Source organism: Streptomyces sp. NPDC048275, from assembly GCF_040652275.1.
Lineage (GTDB): Bacteria > Actinomycetota > Actinomycetes > Streptomycetales > Streptomycetaceae > Streptomyces.
On record NZ_JBEZLR010000010.1, the window covers coordinates 64,786 to 85,308 of the forward strand.

Annotated in this window: 18 protein-coding genes and 1 pseudogene; 11 read left to right on the forward strand and 8 right to left on the reverse strand. The window is 68.8% G+C overall.

The annotated features are described in order from the left end of the window. Nucleotides 1–26 precede the first annotated feature (26 nt). Genes dnaK through AB0D57_RS09145 form a run of 4 tightly spaced genes read left to right on the forward strand, consistent with a single transcriptional unit; the run spans nt 27 to nt 4,227 of the window. The gene (gene dnaK / locus AB0D57_RS09130; RefSeq protein WP_362069140.1) at nt 27–1,889 is read left to right on the forward strand and encodes a molecular chaperone DnaK; all 1,863 of its coding nucleotides are present in this window, start codon (nt 27–29) and stop codon (nt 1,887–1,889) included. Then, nucleotides 1,886–2,557 carry a nucleotide exchange factor GrpE gene (gene grpE / locus AB0D57_RS09135; protein ID WP_362069143.1) on the forward strand — a complete coding sequence of 224 codons (672 nt, stop codon included), beginning with the start codon at nt 1,886–1,888 and terminating at the stop codon, nt 2,555–2,557. The genes dnaK and grpE overlap by 4 nt, the downstream gene beginning before the upstream one ends. 33 nt (nt 2,558–2,590) lie before the next feature. Further along, nucleotides 2,591–3,775: a molecular chaperone DnaJ gene (gene dnaJ, locus AB0D57_RS09140; protein ID WP_362069146.1), complete on the forward strand. Its 1,185-nt coding sequence runs from the start codon at nt 2,591–2,593 to the stop codon at nt 3,773–3,775. A gap of 5 nt (nt 3,776–3,780) precedes the next feature. After that, complete coding sequence (locus AB0D57_RS09145) at nt 3,781–4,227, forward strand: helix-turn-helix domain-containing protein (RefSeq protein WP_362069332.1); 447 nt, start codon at nt 3,781–3,783, stop codon at nt 4,225–4,227. Nucleotides 4,228–4,291: 64 nt separating this feature from the next. Here the strand turns inward: AB0D57_RS09145 and AB0D57_RS09150 are convergent, their stop codons facing one another. From AB0D57_RS09150 to AB0D57_RS09165, 4 genes and pseudogenes are all read right to left on the reverse strand, one after another. Then, nucleotides 4,292–6,013: a PA14 domain-containing protein gene (locus AB0D57_RS09150; protein ID WP_362069335.1), complete on the reverse strand. Its 1,722-nt coding sequence runs from the start codon at nt 6,011–6,013 to the stop codon at nt 4,292–4,294. A 5-nt stretch (nt 6,014–6,018) separates the two neighbouring features. Beyond that, nucleotides 6,019–7,464, reverse strand: coding sequence for a hypothetical protein (locus AB0D57_RS09155; RefSeq protein ID WP_362069365.1), 1,446 nt, complete (start codon nt 7,462–7,464; stop codon nt 6,019–6,021). 154 nt (nt 7,465–7,618) lie between these two features. Then, nucleotides 7,619–8,068: pseudogene (locus AB0D57_RS09160) on the reverse strand (PA14 domain-containing protein); the annotation flags it as partial. 172 nt (nt 8,069–8,240) lie between these two features. Beyond that, nucleotides 8,241–10,661 (reverse strand): PA14 domain-containing protein, encoded by a 2,421-nt coding sequence (locus tag AB0D57_RS09165; RefSeq protein ID WP_362069149.1) that lies wholly within the window; start codon nt 10,659–10,661, stop codon nt 8,241–8,243. Between the two features lie 275 nt (nt 10,662–10,936). Here AB0D57_RS09165 and AB0D57_RS09170 point away from each other — a divergent pair, with 275 nt between their 5' ends. Continuing rightward, on the forward strand, nt 10,937–12,073 hold the full coding sequence (locus AB0D57_RS09170) for a substrate-binding domain-containing protein (protein WP_362069152.1): 1,137 nt from the start codon (nt 10,937–10,939) through the stop codon (nt 12,071–12,073). Nucleotides 12,074–12,161: 88 nt separating this feature from the next. Then, the gene (locus tag AB0D57_RS09175) at nt 12,162–12,659 is read left to right on the forward strand and encodes a hypothetical protein (protein ID WP_362069155.1); all 498 of its coding nucleotides are present in this window, start codon (nt 12,162–12,164) and stop codon (nt 12,657–12,659) included. Here AB0D57_RS09175 and AB0D57_RS09180 read toward each other — a convergent pair. Both AB0D57_RS09180 and AB0D57_RS09185 read right to left on the reverse strand, forming a co-directional pair. Next, nucleotides 12,637–12,825, reverse strand: coding sequence for a DUF397 domain-containing protein (locus tag AB0D57_RS09180; RefSeq protein ID WP_362069158.1), 189 nt, complete (start codon nt 12,823–12,825; stop codon nt 12,637–12,639). The two genes, AB0D57_RS09175 and AB0D57_RS09180, sit on opposite strands and share 23 nt — an antisense overlap. A gap of 12 nt (nt 12,826–12,837) precedes the next feature. Further along, a complete protein-coding gene (locus AB0D57_RS09185; protein WP_362069368.1) occupies nt 12,838–13,002 on the reverse strand; it encodes a hypothetical protein in 165 nt (54 codons plus the stop codon). Between the two features lie 777 nt (nt 13,003–13,779). Between AB0D57_RS09185 and AB0D57_RS09190 the strand changes: the two genes are divergently transcribed. After that, complete coding sequence (locus AB0D57_RS09190; RefSeq protein ID WP_362069338.1) at nt 13,780–14,820, forward strand: LuxR C-terminal-related transcriptional regulator; 1,041 nt, start codon at nt 13,780–13,782, stop codon at nt 14,818–14,820. On the opposite strand, the gene AB0D57_RS09195 is transcribed toward AB0D57_RS09190, so the two are convergent. Next, nucleotides 14,777–15,766: a helix-turn-helix transcriptional regulator gene (locus tag AB0D57_RS09195; protein ID WP_362069161.1), complete on the reverse strand. Its 990-nt coding sequence runs from the start codon at nt 15,764–15,766 to the stop codon at nt 14,777–14,779. The two genes, AB0D57_RS09190 and AB0D57_RS09195, sit on opposite strands and share 44 nt — an antisense overlap. A 143-nt stretch (nt 15,767–15,909) precedes the next feature. Here AB0D57_RS09195 and AB0D57_RS09200 point away from each other — a divergent pair, with 143 nt between their 5' ends. Beyond that, entirely contained in the window at nt 15,910–16,074 is a 165-nt protein-coding gene (locus AB0D57_RS09200; RefSeq protein ID WP_362069164.1) for a hypothetical protein, read from the forward strand. Nucleotide 16,075: 1 nt separating this feature from the next. After that, nucleotides 16,076–16,411, forward strand: a complete 336-nt coding sequence (locus AB0D57_RS09205; RefSeq protein WP_362069167.1) for a hypothetical protein — start codon at nt 16,076–16,078, stop codon at nt 16,409–16,411. A gap of 126 nt (nt 16,412–16,537) precedes the next feature. On the opposite strand, the gene AB0D57_RS09210 is transcribed toward AB0D57_RS09205, so the two are convergent. Continuing rightward, the gene (locus tag AB0D57_RS09210) at nt 16,538–16,957 is read right to left on the reverse strand and encodes a pyridoxamine 5'-phosphate oxidase family protein (RefSeq protein ID WP_362069170.1); all 420 of its coding nucleotides are present in this window, start codon (nt 16,955–16,957) and stop codon (nt 16,538–16,540) included. 162 nt (nt 16,958–17,119) lie between these two features. Between AB0D57_RS09210 and clpB the strand changes: the two genes are divergently transcribed. Both clpB and AB0D57_RS09220 read left to right on the forward strand, forming a co-directional pair. Then, on the forward strand, nt 17,120–19,741 hold the full coding sequence (clpB, locus tag AB0D57_RS09215) for an ATP-dependent chaperone ClpB (RefSeq protein ID WP_362069341.1): 2,622 nt from the start codon (nt 17,120–17,122) through the stop codon (nt 19,739–19,741). 224 nt (nt 19,742–19,965) lie between these two features. Further along, nucleotides 19,966–20,499 carry a YbjN domain-containing protein gene (locus tag AB0D57_RS09220; protein ID WP_362069173.1) on the forward strand — a complete coding sequence of 178 codons (534 nt, stop codon included), beginning with the start codon at nt 19,966–19,968 and terminating at the stop codon, nt 20,497–20,499. The last annotated feature ends 24 nt before the right edge of the window (nt 20,500–20,523 follow it).

Here is a 20,523-nt window from a genome sequence, read left to right on the forward strand (position 1 = left end):
CTCAAGTCATTGTTGGAGGATTCGAAATGGCACGTGCGGTCGGCATCGACCTGGGCACGACTAACTCCGTCGTCAGCGTTCTGGAGGGCGGCGAGCCCACCGTCATCACCAACGCCGAGGGCGCCAGGACCACGCCGTCCGTCGTCGCCTTCGCCAAGAACGGTGAGGTGCTCGTCGGCGAGGTCGCCAAGCGCCAGGCGGTCACGAACGTGGACCGGACGATCAGGTCCGTGAAGCGTCACATGGGTACGGACTGGAAGATCGAGCTCGACGGGAAGCACTTCAACCCGCAGCAGATGAGCGCCTTCATCCTGCAGAAGCTGAAGCGCGACGCCGAGGCCTACCTGGGCGAGAAGGTCACGGACGCGGTCATCACCGTCCCGGCGTACTTCAACGACTCCGAGCGCCAGGCGACGAAGGAGGCCGGCGAGATCGCCGGCCTGAACGTCCTGCGCATCGTCAACGAGCCGACGGCCGCCGCCCTGGCCTACGGTCTCGACAAGGACGACCAGACCATCCTCGTCTTCGACCTCGGCGGCGGCACCTTCGACGTGTCCCTGCTGGAGATCGGCGACGGCGTCGTCGAGGTGAAGGCCACCAACGGCGACAACCACCTCGGTGGTGACGACTGGGACCAGCGCGTCGTCGACTACCTGGTGCAGCAGTTCCGCTCCGGTCACGGCGTGGACCTCGCCAAGGACAAGATGGCGCTCCAGCGTCTGCGCGAGGCCGCCGAGAAGGCGAAGATCGAGCTGTCCTCGTCCACCGAGACCTCGATCAACCTGCCCTACATCACCGCGTCCGCCGAGGGCCCGCTGCACCTGGACGAGAAGCTCACGCGCGCCCAGTTCCAGCAGCTGACCGCCGACCTTCTGGAGCGCTGCAAGACGCCGTTCCACAACGTCATCAAGGACGCGGGCATCAACCTCTCCGAGATCGACCACGTCGTTCTCGTCGGTGGCTCCACCCGTATGCCGGCCGTCGCGGAGCTCGTCAAGGAACTGACGGGCGGCCAGGAGGCCAACAAGGGCGTCAACCCGGACGAGGTCGTCGCCATCGGCGCCGCCCTGCAGGCCGGTGTCCTCAAGGGTGAGGTCAAGGACGTCCTGCTCCTCGACGTCACCCCGCTGTCCCTCGGTATCGAGACCAAGGGCGGCATCATGACGAAGCTCATCGAGCGGAACACGACGATCCCGACCAAGCGGTCCGAGATCTTCACCACCGCCGAGGACAACCAGCCCTCCGTGCAGATCCAGGTCTACCAGGGCGAGCGCGAGATCGCGGCGTACAACAAGAAGCTCGGGATGTTCGAGCTGACCGGTCTGCCGCCGGCCCCGCGCGGCGTGCCGCAGATCGAGGTCGCCTTCGACATCGACGCCAACGGCATCATGCACGTCACGGCCAAGGACCTCGGCACCGGCAAGGAGCAGAAGATGACCGTCACCGGCGGCTCCTCGCTGCCGAAGGACGAGGTCGACCGGATGCGCCAGGAGGCCGAGAAGTACGCGGAGGAGGACCACGCCCGCCGTGAGTCCGCCGAGACCCGCAACCAGGGCGAGCAGCTCGTCTACCAGACGGAGAAGTTCCTCAAGGACAACGAGGACAAGGTCCCCGGCGACGTCAAGACCGAGGTCGAGGCGTCCGTCGAGGAGCTGAAGGCCGCGCTCAAGGGCGAGTCCGCCGGGGGCGACAACACAGCGGAGATCCGCACGGCCACCGAGAAGGTCGCCGCCGTCTCGCAGAAGCTGGGCCAGGCCATGTACGCCGACGCCCAGGCCGCGCAGGGTGCCGCGGGTGCCGAGGCCCCGGGTGCCGAGCAGGCCAGGGCTGACGACGACGTCGTCGACGCCGAGATCGTCGACGAGGACCGTAAGGACGGTGCCGCGTGACGGAGGAGACCCCGGGTTTCGACGAGAAGCCTGACGTCCCCTCCGGCGCCACCCCTGAAGACGCCGAGCCGAAGGCCGCTCCCTCCGCATCGGAGGGGGCGGCCCCGGCCGGGGACGCGGCAGCAGCCGACGCCCAGACGGTTGGCCTGACGGCCCAGCTGGACCAGGTACGCATGGCGCTCGGCGAGCGCACGGCGGACCTCCAGCGGCTCCAGGCCGAGTACCAGAACTACCGCCGCCGGGTCGAGCGCGACCGGATCGCGGTCAAGGAGATCGCCATCGCGAACCTCCTGACCGAGCTCTTGCCCGTGCTCGACGACATCGGCCGCGCACGGGAACACGGCGAACTGGTCGGCGGCTTCAAGTCGGTGGCCGAGTCGCTGGAGGTCGTCGCGGCGAAGATGGGGCTTCAGCAGTTCGGCAAGGAGGGCGAGCCCTTCGACCCGATGATCCACGAGGCCCTGATGCACTCGTACGCGCCGGACGTCACCGAGACGATGTGCGTGGCGATTCTGCAGCCCGGGTATCGGATCGGCGAGCGCACCATCCGCCCCGCGCGGGTGGCCGTGGCCGAGCCCCAGCCCGGGGCGCAGCCGCTCAAGGCCGACGAGGCGGAGTCCGCCGCCTCCGCCGATGACAAGGAGAGCGGTGGCCCGGACGAGGGCTGATGTTGAACGCATGAGGGAGGAGGGACGTCGAGGATGAGCACCAAGGACTTCATCGAGAAGGACTTCTACAAGGTCCTCGGCGTCCCCAAGGACGCCACCGAGGCCGAGATCAAGAAGGCGTACCGGAAGCTCGCCCGCGAGTTCCACCCGGACGCCAACAAGGGCAACACCAAGGCCGAGGAGCGCTTCAAGGAGATCTCCGAGGCGAACGACGTCCTCGGTGACCCGAAGAAGCGCAAGGAGTACGACGAGGCCCGCACCCTCTTCGGCAACGGCGGCTTCCGTCCGGGTCCCGGCGCGGGCGGCGGCTCCTTCAACTTCGACCTGGGCGACCTCTTCGGAGGCGGCGCCCACGGCCAGCAGGGCGGGGCCGGCGGCTTCGGCGGCGGTATCGGTGACGTCTTCGGCGGTCTGTTCAACCGCGGTGGCGCGGGCCCCGGCACCCGGGTTCAGCCCCGGCGCGGCCAGGACATCGACACCGAGGTCACGCTGAGCTTCACGGAGGCGGTCGACGGCGCGACCGTCCCGCTCCGGATGACCTCACAGGCGCCCTGCAAGGCCTGCTCCGGCACCGGCGACGCGAACGGCACACCGCGTGTGTGCCCGACGTGCGTCGGCACGGGTCAGGTCGCCCGGGGCTCCGGCGGCGGTTTCTCCCTCACCGACCCGTGCCCGGACTGCAAGGGCCGCGGTCTCATCGCGGAGAACCCGTGCGAGATCTGCCAGGGCAGCGGCCGTGCCAAGTCCTCGCGCACGATGCAGGTCCGTATCCCCGCCGGGGTGTCGGACAGTCAGCGCATCCGTCTGCGCGGCAAGGGCGCACCCGGCGAGCGGGGCGGCCCGGCAGGCGACTTGTACGTCACCGTCCACGTCGACTCCCACCCGGTCTTCGGCCGCAAGGGCGACAACCTCACCGTCACCGTGCCCGTCACCTTCACGGAGGCGGCGCTCGGCGGCGAGGTCCGCGTCCCGACCCTGGGCGGCCCACCGGTCACCCTGAAGCTGCCCCCGGGCACGCCCAACGGTCGTACGATGCGGGCCCGTGGCAAGGGAGCGGTCCGCAAGGACGGTACACGGGGCGACCTGCTGGTCACCGTCGAGGTCGCCGTCCCCCAGGACGTGTCGGGCAAGGCTCGTGACGCCCTGGAGGCGTATCGCGAGGCGACCGCGGATGAGGATCCGCGGGCGGAGCTGTTCCAGGCCGCGAAGGGAGCATGAGTGACATGGACGGCCGTCGTCGAAACCCCTATGAACTGACCGAGGAAACCCCGGTCTACGTCATCTCGGTGGCGGCCCAGCTGTCCGGCCTGCACCCGCAGACCCTGCGCCAGTACGACCGGCTGGGCCTCGTCTCCCCCGACCGCACCGCCGGCCGGGGCCGACGCTACTCCGCCCGCGACATCGAACTGCTGCGCAACGTCCAGCAGTTGTCGCAGGACGAGGGCATCAACCTGGCCGGCATCAAGCGCATCATCGAGCTGGAGAACCAGGTCGCCGCACTCCAGTCCCGCGTCGCGGAGCTGGAATCGGCCCTGGACGGCGCGGCGGCCACGATGCAGCAGCGCGAGGCCGCGGTGCATGCCTCGTACCGCCGCGACCTGGTCCCGTACCAGGAAGTACAGCAGACGAGTGCGCTGGTGGTGTGGCGGCCGAAGAGGCAGTCGGACTAGTCACCGCATAGGGAAAGGGGCCGGGAGATGATCCATCTCCCGGCCCCTTTCGGCATTCTTCAGGTCACTGCGCCGGTGCGGTGATCGCCCAGTCGCCCGCAGGCAGGGACTCGGTGCCGTCCGCGGCCACGGCGGTCACCCAGTAGTAGGACGTGGTGCCGCGCTTCGCGCCGGTGTCGAAGTACTCGCGGACACCGCTGCCGAGTTCGGCGATCTTCTCGTACGTGGCGGTGGCGGGGTTCCATCGGTGGACGCGGTAGCCGCCCGCGGCCTCCGGCGCGGACTCGCCGAGCCCCGACCACGCCACCTGGTTCCCCTCGTCGCCCTCCGCACCGCTCGCGCTGACGTACAGCGGCGAGCCCTCGGGCGTCGGCACGCTCGGCGTCATGTCGAGCTCGTCCGCCGCCACGGCCTCGGCCGTCCGGGTCCACTTGAAGGAGGAGTTCCCGGAGGTGTCGATGGCGTCGACGAAGAAGCAGACGTGTTCGCCGTCCGGGAGGGCGGTGTACGAGAACGAGGTGGTATCGGCCGGCAGATACTCCGTCAGCGATCCGGCACAGACCTGCTCGTCGCCCTCGTCGCCCCAGATCTCACCCCGGTAGACGGTGTACTTCCCGAGGTCGGCGGCCGGATTCTTGTCCCAGTCCAGCTCGAAGCCGTACTCGGTCGGGGTGACCGTCAGCCCGGTGACGGCGGGCGGCGGGGTGAGGTCCTCGCGCTCGCCGGCGGTGGCGACGGAACGCGCGGACTCGTTGCCCGCAGCGTCGAGAACGGTCACGCGGTAGTAGTAGGTGACGCTCTCGGCGGCCGAGGTGTCCAGGTAGGTAACCCGATCCGTACTGCCCACCTGGGTGTACACACCGTTCTCGCTCGCCGCCCGGTAGACGCGGTAGGACACCCCTCCCGTGACCGCGTTCCAGTCGAGCCGCAGCCCGGTACTCGTGGAGTTGGCGATCAACCCGGCGGGCGCGGCCAGTGCCGTCCGGTCGACGGTGGTCACGCCCTGATCGGGGCTGCCGGCCGACTCGTTGCCCGCCTTGTCGACCGCGCGGACCTCGTAGTAGTACAGGTCGCCGGTCGCGGGAGTGGCGTCGGTGTACGAGGTGGAGGTGGTCGTCGCCAGCGGCTTGCTGCCGAAGGCGGCGCCCTGGAGGCGGCGGTAGACGCGGTAGCCGGAGAGGTCCATCTCCTTGTTCTTCGCCCAGGTCAACTTGGCGTTGCCCGTCGCCTTGTCGTACGTCACCGAAGTGCCGGTCGGGGTGAGGGGCTTGACCTTGTCGACCGTGGCCGAGGTGCGGGGGGCGTACGTGAACTTGACGTTTGCGTTGCCCGTCCAGTTGACGTAGTCGATGCGGAGGGTGTGCTTGCCCTTCGGGATCGTGAGGTTGACGGTCTTCGTCACCGTCGTCGAGACGTTTTTCCAGATGTCGATCTTGCGGGTGCCGTCGAGGTAGACGCGGAGGCCGTCCTGGGCGGCGGTGGTGAGGGCGAAGGGGCCGCCGGAGCCGAAGTCGCGGGTGACGGTCCAGCGGACGCCGAAGTTGTTCGTCGGCAGGCCGGTGGCCGGGGCCTTGGCGCCCCAGCTCTCGTTGATCGTGGAGTCGCAGTCCGTCTTCTTCGGGGTGCCCGAGAAGGCCGTGTTCGCGAAGAACTGGCGCTGGTAGACGGGGGACGTGCAGCTCGCGGCCGCCGACGCCGGGGCGGCGACGGCCGTGAGAAGGCCGCCGGCCGTGGCGAGCGCGACGGCGGTCGCGGGGACGGTGGTGCGGCGCAGGGAGGTTCGCATCGGGTTCACGCGCCGCTCGGCAGAGAGACGCTGGCGTCCACGTTGCTGAAGGTCTCCGAGCCGTCGGCCGCGACGACCGAGAGCACGTAGTAGACGGTCGTACCGGTGGGAATGGTGGTGTCGGTGTAGTTGGTGGCGGTCGGCTTCAGCGGGACGTCCGTCACACGGACGTAGGTGCTCGTCGCGGGGTCCCAGCGGTACACGTTGATGCCGGCGGCCTCCGTGGGCACCGAGTCGGCGCAATCGATGTACATGCCGCCGTGGTGGCCGACGGCCGTGTAGGTGAGCAGGGAGCAGGGCGCCGTGTCCTCGGGGATGGCCGTCGGGGTGAGGTCGAGCTCGGTGACCGCGACCGTGGAGAGAGGCTGGCTCCAGGGGTCGATGTCCGGGTCGTTCGAGTCCGCGTAGATACGGGAGTTGCCGTAGATGTCGTAGGCGACGACGACATAGCGGGTGGCCTCGCCGTCCGCCCGATCGGGGCCGACGACGTACTCCGAGGTACCGGCGTCCACGACGCCGACGTATTCGGGGGTGTCCCACTGCGTCGGCTGCTCGTAGACCTCGTACTTGGCCAGGTCCGCGGCCGTGCTGTCGTCCCAGTCCAGCTTGACGCCGTACTCCAGGGGCTCGGCGGTCAGGCCGGTCACGTTCGGCGGCGGGATCTCGTCGCCGGGTCGGGTGACGGTCAGCTGCTGGGAGCCGGTGGACCAGAGGCCGGCGGTGTTCTTCCGGACCATCACGTAGTGGTACGTGCGGCCCTGGTCGCCGTCGTAGTCGGTGCAGCTGCGGATCGTGTTGCCGGCCTCGTCGGTACGGACCTTGCGGCTGCGGCAGTCGGTGAGCGTGGCGGAGCTGATGCTCACCGGGGAGGTCTCCGAGCGGTACACCTCGTAGTCGGCGGTGTCGCCGCCCGCGGGCTCCGTCCAGGTGAAGACCGCGCCCCAACTGGGCGTGGTCGCCACCACGTTCGAGGGCGGGGTGATGGTCCGCGCGGTGCGTACGACGGCGGAGGCGCCGGCGTTCCCGGCCGCGTCGACGGCGCTGACCTTGTAGTCGTACGCCTTGCCGTAGGTCGCCGTGGTGTCGGTGTACGCGGTGGCCGTGGTCTCGGCGAGCTCGGTGTACGAGGTCGCGGTGTCCCGCTTGCGGAAGATCCGGTAGGTGACCGCGTCCGCCGAGGCCGTCCAGGAGAGGTTGTTGGACGCCTCCACGCCGGTGGCGGTGAGGACCGGAGCGGTGGGCGCGGTGTCGTCGTACGTGGTGACCGGCCCCTGGTCGGAGCTGCCGGCCGACTCGTTGCCCGCCTTGTCGTAGGCGCGGACCTCGTAGTAGAAGGTCTGGCCGGTGGTCGGCGGGGCGTCCGTGTACGTGCGCTTGGTGGTCGTGGCCAGCTTCGTCCAGGCGCTGGTGCCCTTCACCCGCCGGTAGACCCGGTAGCCGGCGAGGTCCATCTCCTTGTTCGCCGACCAGGTGAGCTGAACGAGGGGGCGGTTCTCCGCGTCCGTGAACTCGTCGAACTGGGCCCCGGTCGGGGCGAGCGGCTTGACCTTGTCGACGCTCGCGGTGGTGCGGGGGGGTGTAGGCGAAGGAGACGTTCGCCTTGCCGGTCCAGTTGACGTAGTCGACGCGGAGGGTGTGCTTGCCCTTCGGGATCGTGAGGTTGACGGTCTTCTTGACCGTCGACGACACGTTCTTCCAGAGGTCGACCTTGCGCACCCCGTCGAGGTAGACGCGTATGCCGTCCTGCGTGGCCACGGGGAGCGAGAACGGGCCGCCGGAGCCGAAGTCCCTCGTGACGGTCCAGCGGACGCCGAAGTTGTCCTTCGGGAGGCCGGAAGCGGGGGCGGCGGTGCCCCAGTTCTCGCTGATGGTGGAGTCGCAGGCCGTCTTCTTCGGCGTACCGGAGAAGGTGGTGTTCGCGAAGATCTGCCGTTTGTAGACGGGCGAGGCGCAGGTGGTGGCCGCGGCTGCGGGGCCCGCGGCGAGGAGGCCGCCCGCGGTGGCGAGCACGAGGGCGGTGGAGACCGCGGCCGTCGTGCGTCTGGCTGGGTACATGCGTTCCTTCAGTCCTGATCGTCGACGATCGTCAACGTCGTCAACGGGAGGTAAAGCCGTCGACGATCAGGACTCGCAGGAGGGGCGCATGGTTGTACGGAAGTGGTGCAGGAGTGCGGTGAGTTCTTCGGGAGTGGTGGGGCGGTTGATCTGTGGGCGACGGCGCAGGGCCTCAGAGCCAGGAGTCCCAGATGCCGTAGGCCACGGTCCGGCCGACCAGCTCGGTCCCCGACGTCCGGGTGTACACCGTGCGGTAGTAGTACAGGCCGAGTCGGTCCTCATGGACGGTGGTGTCCACATGGGAGCTCGCCTCGCCGACCTTGCCCGTGGTGAGCGTGACGTAGGAGTTCGTGGCGGGGTCCCAGCGCTCCAGGCGGTAGTCGGTCAGCAGGGAGCAGTCGCCCAGGCCGGAGCTCTCGGAGCAGCCGACGTACAGGTCCGGGTACTGGCCCTCCCAGATCTTGGTGCTGGTCCAGCCCGGGGGCCGCGTGTCCGGCAGGGTGACGGAGACCTCGGCCGTCTGGAAGAAGTCGATGTCCTCGTCCGAGTACTGGGCGTCCGTGGCCGCCACCCGGTAGACGTGCGTGCCGCCGTCGGGGAGCGTCGGGCAGAGGAGTTCGGTGGCGGACAGCGAGGTGCCCTGCCAGCAGTTCTTCTTCCAGACGGTCTCGCCGGTGTCCGGGTCGGTGGTGCTCTGCCAGACGTAGTAGCCCTGGACGTCGTCGTCGGCCGGCGGGTTCCAGGTGAGGCGGACGCCGAACGGGATGGTCTCGGCCGTCAGGTCGACCACCGGAGCGGGGCGTCGGGTGTCCCGGGTGGTCGCGGTCACCGGTGCGCTGGGCCGGGAGGAGTGCCCGTAGCGGTCGACCACGACGACGCGGTACTCGTACGTGGTCTCGGAGGCACCTGAGCCCTCCAGACAGTACGACCGAACGAGTTGGGCCTCCGTGATGTAGGCCGGGTCGTCGGCGTCCAGGGAGTTCCACGTGGAGCTCGTGGGCGGTTCCAGGGGGCCGTCGCCGCCGAGCGCGGGCGAGCACAGTTCCAGGGTCGTGCTCTCGCCGGTCGCGGGGTCCGTACGGACGATCCTGTAGGTGGGGAGGTGGTCCTTGTCGGCGGCCCAGGGGTCGGCGCTGCGCCACGACAGGTTCACCCCGTCATGCGTCACCGACCCGGTGATGAGCTGGTACGGCGCGATGGCCTCGGACCGCTCCGCCATGGCCAGGGTGACCTCGGCGGGCGCGGAGGCGTGGCCCTTGGCGTCCACCGCGCGGATCGCGTACCTGTACTCGTCCGCCAGGGCCAGCTTCTGCCGCGGCACCACATCGGTCGCCGTGGTGGTGGCGGTGCCGTCGAGGGCGTCCACGTACCCGCCCGTGGCGGGGTCGTACTGGAGCACCTGGTACGTCACCGCCTCCGCGACCGGCGTCCACTCCAGATGCGGGACACCGGACTCGTAGTCGACGTGGGCGTCGGCGGGGGCCGCCGGCGGGATCGTGTCGAAGAGGGTGACCGTCGTGGCGGCGGAGTACGCGGACCAGTTGCCGGCCGCGTCCCGTGCCCGTCCCCGGTAGGTGGCCTTGGAGCCGTCGGCGGCCTGCCCGGCATCGCAGAACGGGCCCTTCGTGCCCTCGTAAACGGTGATCCAGTCGCCGGTGGCCGCGTCCTTCCGCTGAGCCTGGTACAGGGTGATGTCGGCCGCGTTCGCGGCGGTCGTGACGAGTTCCGGACCCGCGAGTTTCTCGTCGGTCGCGCAGATGTCCAGCTCGACGAACGGCGCGGCGGGCGGGGTCCGGTCGACGGTGCTCACGCCCTGGTCGGCGGTGCCGGCGGACTCGTTGCCGGCCTTGTCGTACGCGCGGACCTCGTAGTAGTAGGTCCGGCCGGTGGCGGGCGGGGTGTCGGTGTACGAGGTCGCCGTCCCGGCGGTCAGCCTCGTCCAGTCGCTGCTCCCCTTGAGGCGGCGGTAGACGCGGTAGCCGGAGAGGTCCATCTCCTTGTTCTTCGACCAGGTCAGCTTCGTCTTGAGGGTGGTCCGGTCGTACGTCACCGACGCACCCGTCGGCGCCAGCGGCCTGACCTTGTCGACGGCCGCCGAAGTGCGGGGCGTGTAGCCGAACTTGACGTTGGCGGCGCCGGTCCAGTTGGCGTAGTCGACGCGGAGGGTGTGCTTGCCGGAGGGGACGGTCAGGTTGAGCGTCTTGGAGACGGTCGACGAGACGTTCTTCCACAGGTTGATCTTGCGGACACCGTCGACGTAGACGCGGATGCCGTCGCGGGAGGAGGCATTGAGGGCGAAGGGCCCGCCGGAGCCGAAGTCCCTCGTCACCGTCCAGCGGACGCCGAAGTTGTCCTTCGGGAGGCCGGTGGCGGGGGCGGCGGTGCCCCAGTTCTCGCTGATGGTGGAGTCGCAGGCCGTTTTCTTCGGTGTGCCGGAGAAGGTGGTGTTTGCGAAGATCTGCCGTTTGTAGACGGGGGAGGCGCAGGTGGTGGCCGCCGAGGCCGGTGCCGCGGTCGCGGTGAGCAGACCGCCGGTGGTGGCGATCGCAACGCTTGTGGCAAGTGCCGCTCCGCCGCGTCGAATTGGTCTCATGCTTCCCCTGCTCGGTGCTGTGGTGGACTCGGCCGCCTACAAGACTCCTGATCGGGGGCAGGGGTTGTATGTCTCTGAGGAGCGAGTGACAGAAGTGAATCAGAGTGGTTGTGTGGAAGTGGACGCGCACCCTCTTTCCATCGTGTTCACTTAAGGAACACAGCATGCTGTTGCCATCTCGTTAAGTGGTTACTCCTTGACGCTGAGCGCATGGCCGCGTTGGCTTTCAGCCACCTGGGTCGCAAAGCTGCTACCTCGCCCGGAAGGCACCTGATGTGAAAACTCGTAACACCCGTCACACTCGGCTTCGTCGTACTGTCATAGCCCTGGCCTCCTCCGCAACGGCCGTCTCGCTCACCGCCTGCGGGGTCGTGGACGGGATCGGCGGCAGTGACGCCAAGGCGAGTCCGACGAAGGGCGACGACATCAAGGTGGGCCTGCTCCTTCCGGAGAAGGCGAACAGCCGTTACGAGAAGTTCGACTACCCGATCATCAAGGAGCAGGTCGCCGAGCTCACCAACAACAAGGGCCAGGTCGTCTACGCCAACGCCGAGCAGAACGCGAAAAAGCAGCTCACCCAGCTCCAGCAGATGGTGGACGACAAGGTCGACGTGCTCCTGGTGGACGCGGTGGACTCCAAGTCCATCGCGACCGGGGTGCAAAAGGCCAAGGATGCGGGCATTCCCGTCATCGCGTACGACCGCCTGGCGCAGGGCCCGATCGACGCGTACATCTCCTTCGACAACGAACTCGTCGGCGAGGTGCAGGGCAAGGCCCTCCTCGATGCGCTCGGTCCCGACGCCTCCTCGAAGAAGATCGTCATGATGAACGGCGCGGTCACCGACCCGAACGCGGCGCAGTTCAAGGCCGGCGCCCTGACCGAGCTCGCGGACAAGGTCGTCATCGCCGAGAAGTACGACACCGAGGAATGGGACCCGGTCAACGCCAAGGCCAACATGGAGAAGGCCATCGCGGCCATCGGCCTCAACAACATCGCCGGCGTCTACTCGGCCAACGACGGCCTCGCGGGCGCCGTCATCGACGTCATGAAGACCATGGGCGTCAGCACGGTCCCGCCGGTCACCGGTCAGGACGCCGAACTCGACGGGGTGCAGCGCATCGTCCGGGGCGAGCAGTACATGAGCGTCTACAAGTCGTACCCGCAGGAGGCCACCGCCGCCGCCGAGATGGCCGTGGCGAAGGTCCAGGGCCGCTCGATCGAGTTCGACGCGCTCACCCGCGACAAGGTCGACAGCCCCACGAACAAGAAGATCCCGTCCCAGCTCGTCCCGGTGGTCGCCCTCACCAAGAAGAACATCCAGGAGACGGTCATCCAGGACGGCATCTACACCGTCAAGCAGATCTGCACGACCGACAACAAGGCCGCCTGCACGGAGATCGGCCTCAAGTAGCGGGTGATTCCGAGGGTTCACGTATGAACCATCGTGTGGCTGTGGGTGTCTCAGGAGACGACCGTCTGTCGTACCACCGGAGGCACCCATGTCCATGATCGGCCTGTTCTGGATCACCAAGGAGAGCGTGTACGTGGGCGCCGAGCCCGAAGGGAACGGGCTCGGCGTCCGGCTCACTCCGGACGGGCTGGAGGCGCTGGGCACGGACCAGAAGGGCTTCTGGGCCTGGACGGACATACGCGAGGTCACGGTGCACTACGCCACGGTGCGGTCGAGTATCCAGTGGCTGGTGAACAGCACGATGGACACGGTCCTCGACCTGGCGGCGGGCGGCGGGGACGTCCCCGCCGCCTTCGAGATCCACGTCCGCACCGACGAGGAGAAGGCCGAACTGACCGTGTACGCCGCTCCCGTCGGGGGCTATGTGCAGTCCGAGTACGAGCTGTCGCTGACCCTGCTGGACCGGTTCGTGGACGGCACGGTGGACGTGGCGCGGCTGCTGGAGTGGGGCAGCGTCGAGGGCGATGGCGTGACGCCCTGGCGTGCGGCCCGCGAGGCGCTGCTCAGGAGCTGGGCCGTGACGTGAGGTGCCGCAGGAGTGCGGTGAGGCGGTCCGGGGTGGTGGTGAGTACGGTGCGGGGGTCTTCGCTCTCGCGGAGGCGGATCGTTCCGTCGGGGGCGGTGGCGACGTTGACGCAGTCGCCCTGCGGGCCGCCGCTGAACGTCGACTTCTGCCAGGCGAGTTCGGACATCGTGGCTTCCCCCTAAAGCGTGGAGAGAAGGTGCTGGATCAGAGCCAGTGAGTCCTTCACCGGGTGTGCTTCCGGGGCCAACGATACGTCGACGGGGGCAAGGGCGTACTCGGCGAGACGCGCGAACATCTCACCGTACTGCCGTAGTTGTGTCCGCTCGTCTACGACGAGAGTCACGACCCACCGGTCACTCCGGAGGCGGAGGTGACCGCCTGCTGGGGGCGCGGCCTCGCCCTCGTCGAGGAGGTCGCGGACGCGTGGGGCGTGGCGGGGGAGCGGGCGGGGCGGTTTGCGAAAGGCGTGTGGTTCGAGTTGGGGGAGCCCGTCGGAGACGGATCGTTCCGGCCTCACCGGATCAGGTGATCCGGAGCTGCCAAGGGTTTCGTGATCGGGGAAGCGATCACCGGGCCGAAGCGGAGTTAGCGACGCGCGGGCCATCTGATCGGCCCGGAACCGCAGTTCACCTGGTTCGATCGGCTGCAGTGCCGCCGGCGCCGGCTCATGAACGGTCCTGACCTCACCCGGCCGCTCAGGGTGCTGTGTCGCCCTGGGGCAGCGACTCCGCAACCCACCGGACGCTCTCGGCGCCGCCACCATCCTGTTGCTGCAGGGCGCCGTGCGGAGGTGCGGATATTCATGGAGGGATACGGACGATAGGGGGCGTGCGTAGGGCGCAGCAGTGTTGCGATGGCGGTCGGGGCCGCGCATAGTTGCGCTGCGGAAGGCGCGTAGGCGTCGCACTGCGGAGAGTGTCTGGCCGGGTGGCGTCGCGCCACGGACGGTGCTGGTGCCGCGTGGCGTCGTGTCGCGGAGGGTGCCGGCGTCGTCGGGCGGCGCACCACGGAGGGTGCTGGAGACGTGGGGCATCGCACCGTGGAAGCGGAGGGTGCTGGAGTCATGGGGCGTCGCGCCGTGGACGGTGCTGGAGCCGGAAGTTGGAGCCAGGGGTGGGAGATGGCCGGGCACGGGACGGACAGGCATCCGCACGGCGCTGACCGACTGTGCGAGGCCGGCGACCGGGTGTACTCCCGGGCCGTGCGGCGCGGCCGCGTGCCGCGCACGGACGCGGAAGCGGTGCCCTGCCTGGTCGAGTTGGCGCTGCTGCACCCCGACCCCGACGACATGACGTGGCTGGTGCCCACCTCGCCGCAGGAGGTCATGACGCGGCTGCTGCGGGGGGTGTACGAGGAGGTCAGCGCCAGCCAGGCGCGGGTGGGCGAGGCGGTGGCGGCGTTCGAGTGGTACGCCGGACTCGGCGGGCGCGTCCAGGCGCCGACGGAGGGTATGGCGATCCGTGTCCTCGACGGGCTGCCGCGGATCCGGGCCGCGATGGACGAGGCGACCGAGGCGTGCACGACCGAGGTGCTGACCGTGCAGCCCGGCGGCATCCGCCGCGAGGACGAACTGTCGGAGGGGCTGCACAGGGCGCTGGAGATGCGCCGGCGCGGGGTGCGGATGCGCGACCTCTACACGCATGTGGCCCGGCACGGCCAGGGCCTGCACAACTACATGGAGCTGATGGGCGAAGCGGCCGAGGCGCGCACCCTCGACGAGGTCGTGGAGCGGCTCATCCTCTTCGACCGCAAGGTGGCGTTCATCCCGGCGAACGCCGACCGCACGATCGCGCTGGAGCTACGGCATCCGGCGTTGGTCGACTACTTGGTGACGGTCTTCGAGCGGCTGTGGCGGCTGGCGCTCCCGCTCGCCGCCCCGCTCCCGGAGACCGGCATCGAAGGGATCACCCATCGCGAGCGGTCCATCGCCGCGCTGCTCGCCGAGGGCCACCAGGACGCGGTGGTCGCGGAGCGGCTGGGGATCAGCGTCCGTACCTGCCGGGCGCACATCGCCCGCCTCTCGGAGACCCTGGGCGCGGCGAGCCGCACACAGCTCGGCGTCCGCATCGCCCAGGCGGGCCTGGACGGCCCGCCCCGCTCCCCGGACCTCCTGCCCTTCAGCTCTCCTGGTCCAGGTCCAGAATCCCCGACTGCGCTATGAGGAAGCCGAGTTGTGCCCGGCTGCCGCTGCCGAGAGAGGTGGCCAGCTTGGCGATGTGGGCGCGGCAGGTGCGCACGTTCATACCGAGGCGGCGTGCGATGGCCTCGTCGACATGTCCTTCCACCAGGAGCTTGGCGATGGAGTGCTGGATGTTCGTGATGCCGCCGGGCGCGGATTCGTAGGGGGCGCCGGCGCTCAGCGGGACGGCGCGGCCCCAGATGAACTCGAAGACCTTGACCAGGTAGCGGACGAGGCCGGGGTGGCGAAGCTCCAGGGCGACCTGCTGGTCGTCGCGGGTGGGGATGAAGGCGACGGTCTCGTCGCAGACGATGAGGCGCTCCACCAGTTCGTCGATGGTGCGGTACTCGACCTTGCCGTCGGAGAGCTGGGCCACGTAGGCCAATTTGTCGGGGCTGTACCGGGCTGTGTGCTGATAGAGCGTCCGGATGCGCACACCACGTTCGATCAGTGGTCTGTCTCGCTCCAGCCCCTGGAGCAGGCTGCGCTCGGAGCCGCGATCGCTCGGCTGGATGGTGAGCATCTCGGTCTGGCATTCGGCCGTGGCCAGGTTGAGTGCCGCGTTGATACGGTCGCCGCCCTCCAGCACCGTGATCGAGTGCGTGGGGGTCGCCCCTTGAACGCTGAGGGCCATGAACGGCTCAAAAGCATCGCTCAGTTCGATCGAGAGCCGTCTGCGCTCGGTGATCTCGCGCTCTATGGGGTTGAGTCGCTGCGCCAGGGCGACCGAAGGGGGCACGGGGCGCAACCAGTTCGCGTCGTCGGGATCGGGGTGAAGGAGCGCGAGTTCCATCAGACAAGGGGCGGGTTCCACGTCCGCGCGTGCGATTCGTCCGGTGCGCAGGGCGTTCGCGTAGAGACGGCCTCCGTCCTTGCACAGCTCGGTCATCCCGTGGGGATGTGTCGCATTAGTCTGATTTGTTGCCAAAACTCCACCCCCCAGGGTCCTGAACGTGCAGGAACATGATGCATCGATTATGTGGCCATGACGTGCCCGAATGAGCCATCGTCTTATCCGACGGGGGAAGACGGGACTTTCAAGTGAGGACGAAGCCGACTATGCGTAACAAAATGCTTCGCTCGGTGCTTGTCGCCGCCTTCTCCGCCGTGGTGGCATTCGGCGCGCTGAGCGGCCTCTCCGACGCGAAGAGCGACACCCGGGCGGACAGTCACTGGCCGACGGCGCCGGTGGACGTCGTGACGGAGACTCCGGTGGATGACGGCTCCGGGAGTTGATATGACGACTCCCCCCGACGACCGCTCCTTCCGCCGGGAAATGGCCACCGCGTACCGCTCCGGCTGGCACTTCATCGACCTGGCGACCGCCCTCCCCCACAGTGGCGACTCGCTGATGGTGACCGTGTTCGGCGAGCCGGTCGTGGTCACCCGGGACGAGGACGAGGACGTACGGGCGTATCGATGCCTGCGCCGGCCCCGCGGTGCGCCGCAGCCCGTGCGGTGTGCCATCCGGTACGGAATGATCTTTGTGAACCTCGACCAGCGTGACCACCAGCTGGCCGAGCCGGAAGCCCCGGACGTACGAACCATCTCTGCCACCCCCCGCAGTGCCTGACGCGATTCCCCCGTCGTAGTAAATCGCGCAGGTACTTCCCCCCGCAGCGGCGTCACCGTGACCTGAACACGGTGACGCCGCTGCAGTTTTGGGCGAAACATCCTGGTGTCCCCCCCTTTGCCGCTGTCAGCCGCGCCCCATCGCCGAGGTCAGTTCGATCTCGATCACCACCCGGGAGGGGTTCGGCGAGGGCACCCTCCCGTATCGCTCCGCGTACCGCCGCTCCGCCTCCGCGATGCGCGCCGGCTCGGCGGACACCGTCGCCCGCCCCTCCAGCGTCGCCCAGCGGCGGCCGTCGACCTGGCATACGGCTACCCGCGCGCCGCGCTGTGACGCGGCGGCCGTCAGTACATGGCCCACCTTCGCGCTCGACTTATTGGTGATCACCCGAGCCAGACCCGCCTCCGGGTCGTATGTAACCCCGACGGGGACGACGTGCGGGCTGCCGTCCAGCCGTGGCGTCGTCAGCGTGCACAGGTGACGCTCCCGCCAGAAGCTGAGATACGAGGGGTCGGGATCGCGCGGATCCACGGGATATGCGGCCATGGTCAGGAAATGTAGCCCGAGTGGCCCTCGGGTGCGCGGGAACGTGGTCCAACCTGGCCGCACCATGCCCCCCGCCCCCCTTGAGTGGAATAGACTCAACTTTGTGTACGTTGGTTGAGTCAGGGAAATCAGCAGGGACCGCACAAGGAGGAGTACGGACACGTGGACGCCGAGCTGACCAACAGGAGCCGGGATGCGATCAACGCGGCCACCCAGCGGGCCGTGTCCGAGGGGCACCCGGATCTGACCCCCGCGCATCTGCTTCTCGCGCTGCTCGCGGGGCGAGGCCGACAAGTAAACGAGAACATCATCGACTTGCTGGCCGCCGTGGGCGTCGACCAGGCCTCCGTACGCTCCGCGACCGAGCGCGTCCTCGCGGGCCTGCCCAGCGTGACCGGGTCCACGGTCGCGCCCCCACAGCCCAACCGCGAGCTGCTCGCCGTGATCGCCGAGGCGGCCGAGAAGGCCAAGGAGCTCGGGGACGACTACCTCTCCACCGAGCATCTGCTCATCGGTATCGCCGCGAAGGGCGGCCACAGCGGCGACGTACTCTCCCAGCAGGGGGCGAACGCCAAGAAGCTCCTCGACGCGTTCCAGAACAGCAGGGGAGGGCGCCGGGTGACCACCCCGGATCCCGAGGGCCAGTACAAGGCGCTCGAAAAGTTCGGTACCGACTTCACCGCCGCCGCGCGGGACGGCAAGCTCGACCCCGTCATCGGGCGGGACCACGAAATCCGCCGGGTCGTGCAGGTCCTGTCCCGGCGCACCAAGAACAACCCCGTCCTCATCGGTGAGCCCGGCGTCGGCAAGACCGCCGTCGTCGAGGGGCTCGCCCAGCGGATCGTGAAGGGCGACGTGCCCGAGTCCCTCAAGGGCAAGCGGCTGGTCGCGCTCGACCTCGGCGCCATGGTGGCCGGGGCGAAGTACCGGGGCGAGTTCGAGGAGCGGCTGAAGACCGTCCTCGCCGAGATCAAGGACTCCGACGGGCAGATCATCACCTTCATCGACGAACTGCACACGGTCGTCGGCGCGGGCGCCGGCGGCGACTCCGCCATGGACGCCGGCAACATGCTCAAGCCCATGCTCGCCCGCGGTGAGCTGCGCATGGTCGGCGCGACGACCCTCGACGAGTACCGCGAGCGGATCGAGAAGGACCCGGCCCTGGAGCGCCGCTTCCAGCAGGTACTCGTCGCCGAGCCCACCGTCGAGGACACCATCGCGATTCTGCGCGGGCTGAAGGGGCGGTACGAGGCGCACCACAAGGTCCGGATCGAGGACAGCGCGCTGGTGGCCGCGGCCACCCTGTCCGACCGCTACATCACCTCCCGCTTCCTCCCCGACAAGGCGATCGACCTCGTCGACGAGGCGGCCTCCCGCCGCCGCATGGAGATCGACTCGTCCCCCGTGGAGATCGACGAGCTCCAGCGCACCGTCGACCGGTTGAAGATGGAGGAGCTGGCACTCAGCAAGGAGACCGACGCCGCAAGCAAGGAGCGTCTGGAGAAGCTGCGCCGTGACCTCGCCGACAAGGAGGAGGAGCTGCGCGGGCTCAACGCCCGCTGGGAGAAGGAGAGGCAGTCCCTCAACCGTGTCGGCGACTTGAAGGAGAAGATCGACGAGCTGCGCGGCCGGGCCGAACGCATCAGGGACGAAGGTGACCTGGATGCCGCCTCCGAGCTGTTGTACGGCGAGATCCCCGCTCTGGAAAAGGACTTGGAGGAAGCCTCCGAGGCCGAGGAGGAGGCCGCCAAGGACACCATGGTGAAGGAGAAGGTCGGCCCCGACGACATCGCGGACGTGGTCGGCGCCTGGACCGGCATCCCGGCCGGGCGGCTCCTGGAGGGCGAGAGCCAGAAACTCCTGCGCATGGAGGAGGAGCTGGGCCGTCGCCTCATCGGCCAGACGGTGGCCGTGCAAGCCGTGTCGGACGCCGTGCGGCGCACCCGCGCCGGCATCGCCGACCCGGACCGGCCCACCGGTTCCTTCCTCTTCCTCGGACCCACCGGCGTCGGCAAGACCGAACTCGCCAAGGCGCTCGCCGACTTCCTCTTCGACGACGAGCGGGCGATGGTCCGCATCGACATGTCGGAGTACGGCGAGAAGCACAGCGTCGCACGGCTCGTGGGTGCCCCGCCCGGGTACATCGGCTACGAGGAGGGCGGTCAGCTCACGGAGGCGGTACGGCGTCGCCCGTACAGCGTGATCCTGCTCGACGAGGTCGAGAAGGCGCACCCGGAGGTCTTCGACATCCTGCTCCAGGTGCTGGACGACGGCCGTCTGACGGACGGCCAGGGCCGGACGGTCGACTTCCGCAACACCATCCTGATCCTCACCTCCAACCTGGGCAGCCAATTCTTGAGTGGGCAGAGCCTGGCGGAGCCACTGACCTCCGAGGAGGAGAAGAAGAAGCAGGTGCTGGAGGTGGTCAGGGCCTCCTTCAAGCCGGAGTTCCTCAACCGGCTCGACGACCTGGTGGTCTTCTCCGCCCTGAACAAGGAGGAGCTGGAGCGCATCGCCAGGCTCCAGATCGACGGGCTCAGCAAGCGGCTCGCCCAGCGCCGGATCGCCCTCGAGATCACCGACGCGGCTCTGGCCTGGCTCGCGGACGAGGGCAACGACCCGGCGTACGGCGCCCGGCCGCTACGCCGCCTCGTCCAGACCGCGATCGGCGACCGGCTCGCCAAGGAGATCCTGGCGGGCGAGGTCAAGGACGGCGACACGGTGCGGGTGGATGCCTTCGGCGACGGTCTGATCGTGGGCCCCGCCACGGGCAAGACGCTGTAGTCGGATGTGAGCGGAGGTGAGCGGTCCTTTTCCGCGCATCTTCACCTGCGGTGAGAGTCCCGGAACGCCCGAGTTCCGGGACTCTCCGCGCTGATTTCGGACACTCGAGCGCGGCGCACGGGGGAGTCTGTTGCCGCTCAGGGGGAAAGCGAGAGAGGGTGGGGTGCGTACGTCTGGTCTCAGCGATGGCCGGACGAGCCAGACGAGCGCAGGAGTGTTCAAGTATGTCCATCGACCCGTCCTCGATCCCGAACTTCGGGGGCCAGCCCGAGCCGCAGCCCGGCGGACCGGCGGGCCCTGTCGTCCCGGATCAGGACCTTGTGAAGCAGCTCCTGGATCAGATGGAGCTCAAGTACGTCGTCGACGACGAGGGTGACCTCGCGGCGCCGTGGGAGCAGTTCCGTACGTACTTCATGTTCCGTGGTGAGGGCGACCAGCAGGTCTTCTCCGTGCGTACGTTCTACGACCGGCCGCACCAGATCGACGAGAAGCCGACCCTGCTGGAGTCCATCGACGACTGGAACCGCCGCACGCTGTGGCCCAAGGTCTACAGCCACACGCACGACGACGGCACCGTCCGCCTGATCGGCGAGGCGCAGATGCTGATCGGTACCGGCGTCGCGCTGGAGCACTTCGTGTCCTCCACGGTCAGCTGGGTGCGGGCCGCCATCGAGTTCGACAAGTGGCTTGTCGAGCAGCTGGGCCTGGAGCAGGAGATCAACGAGGCGGAAAAGCCCGAGGACGAAGGCGACGAGTAGGAGGTACCGGCCGGTATTCGCCAG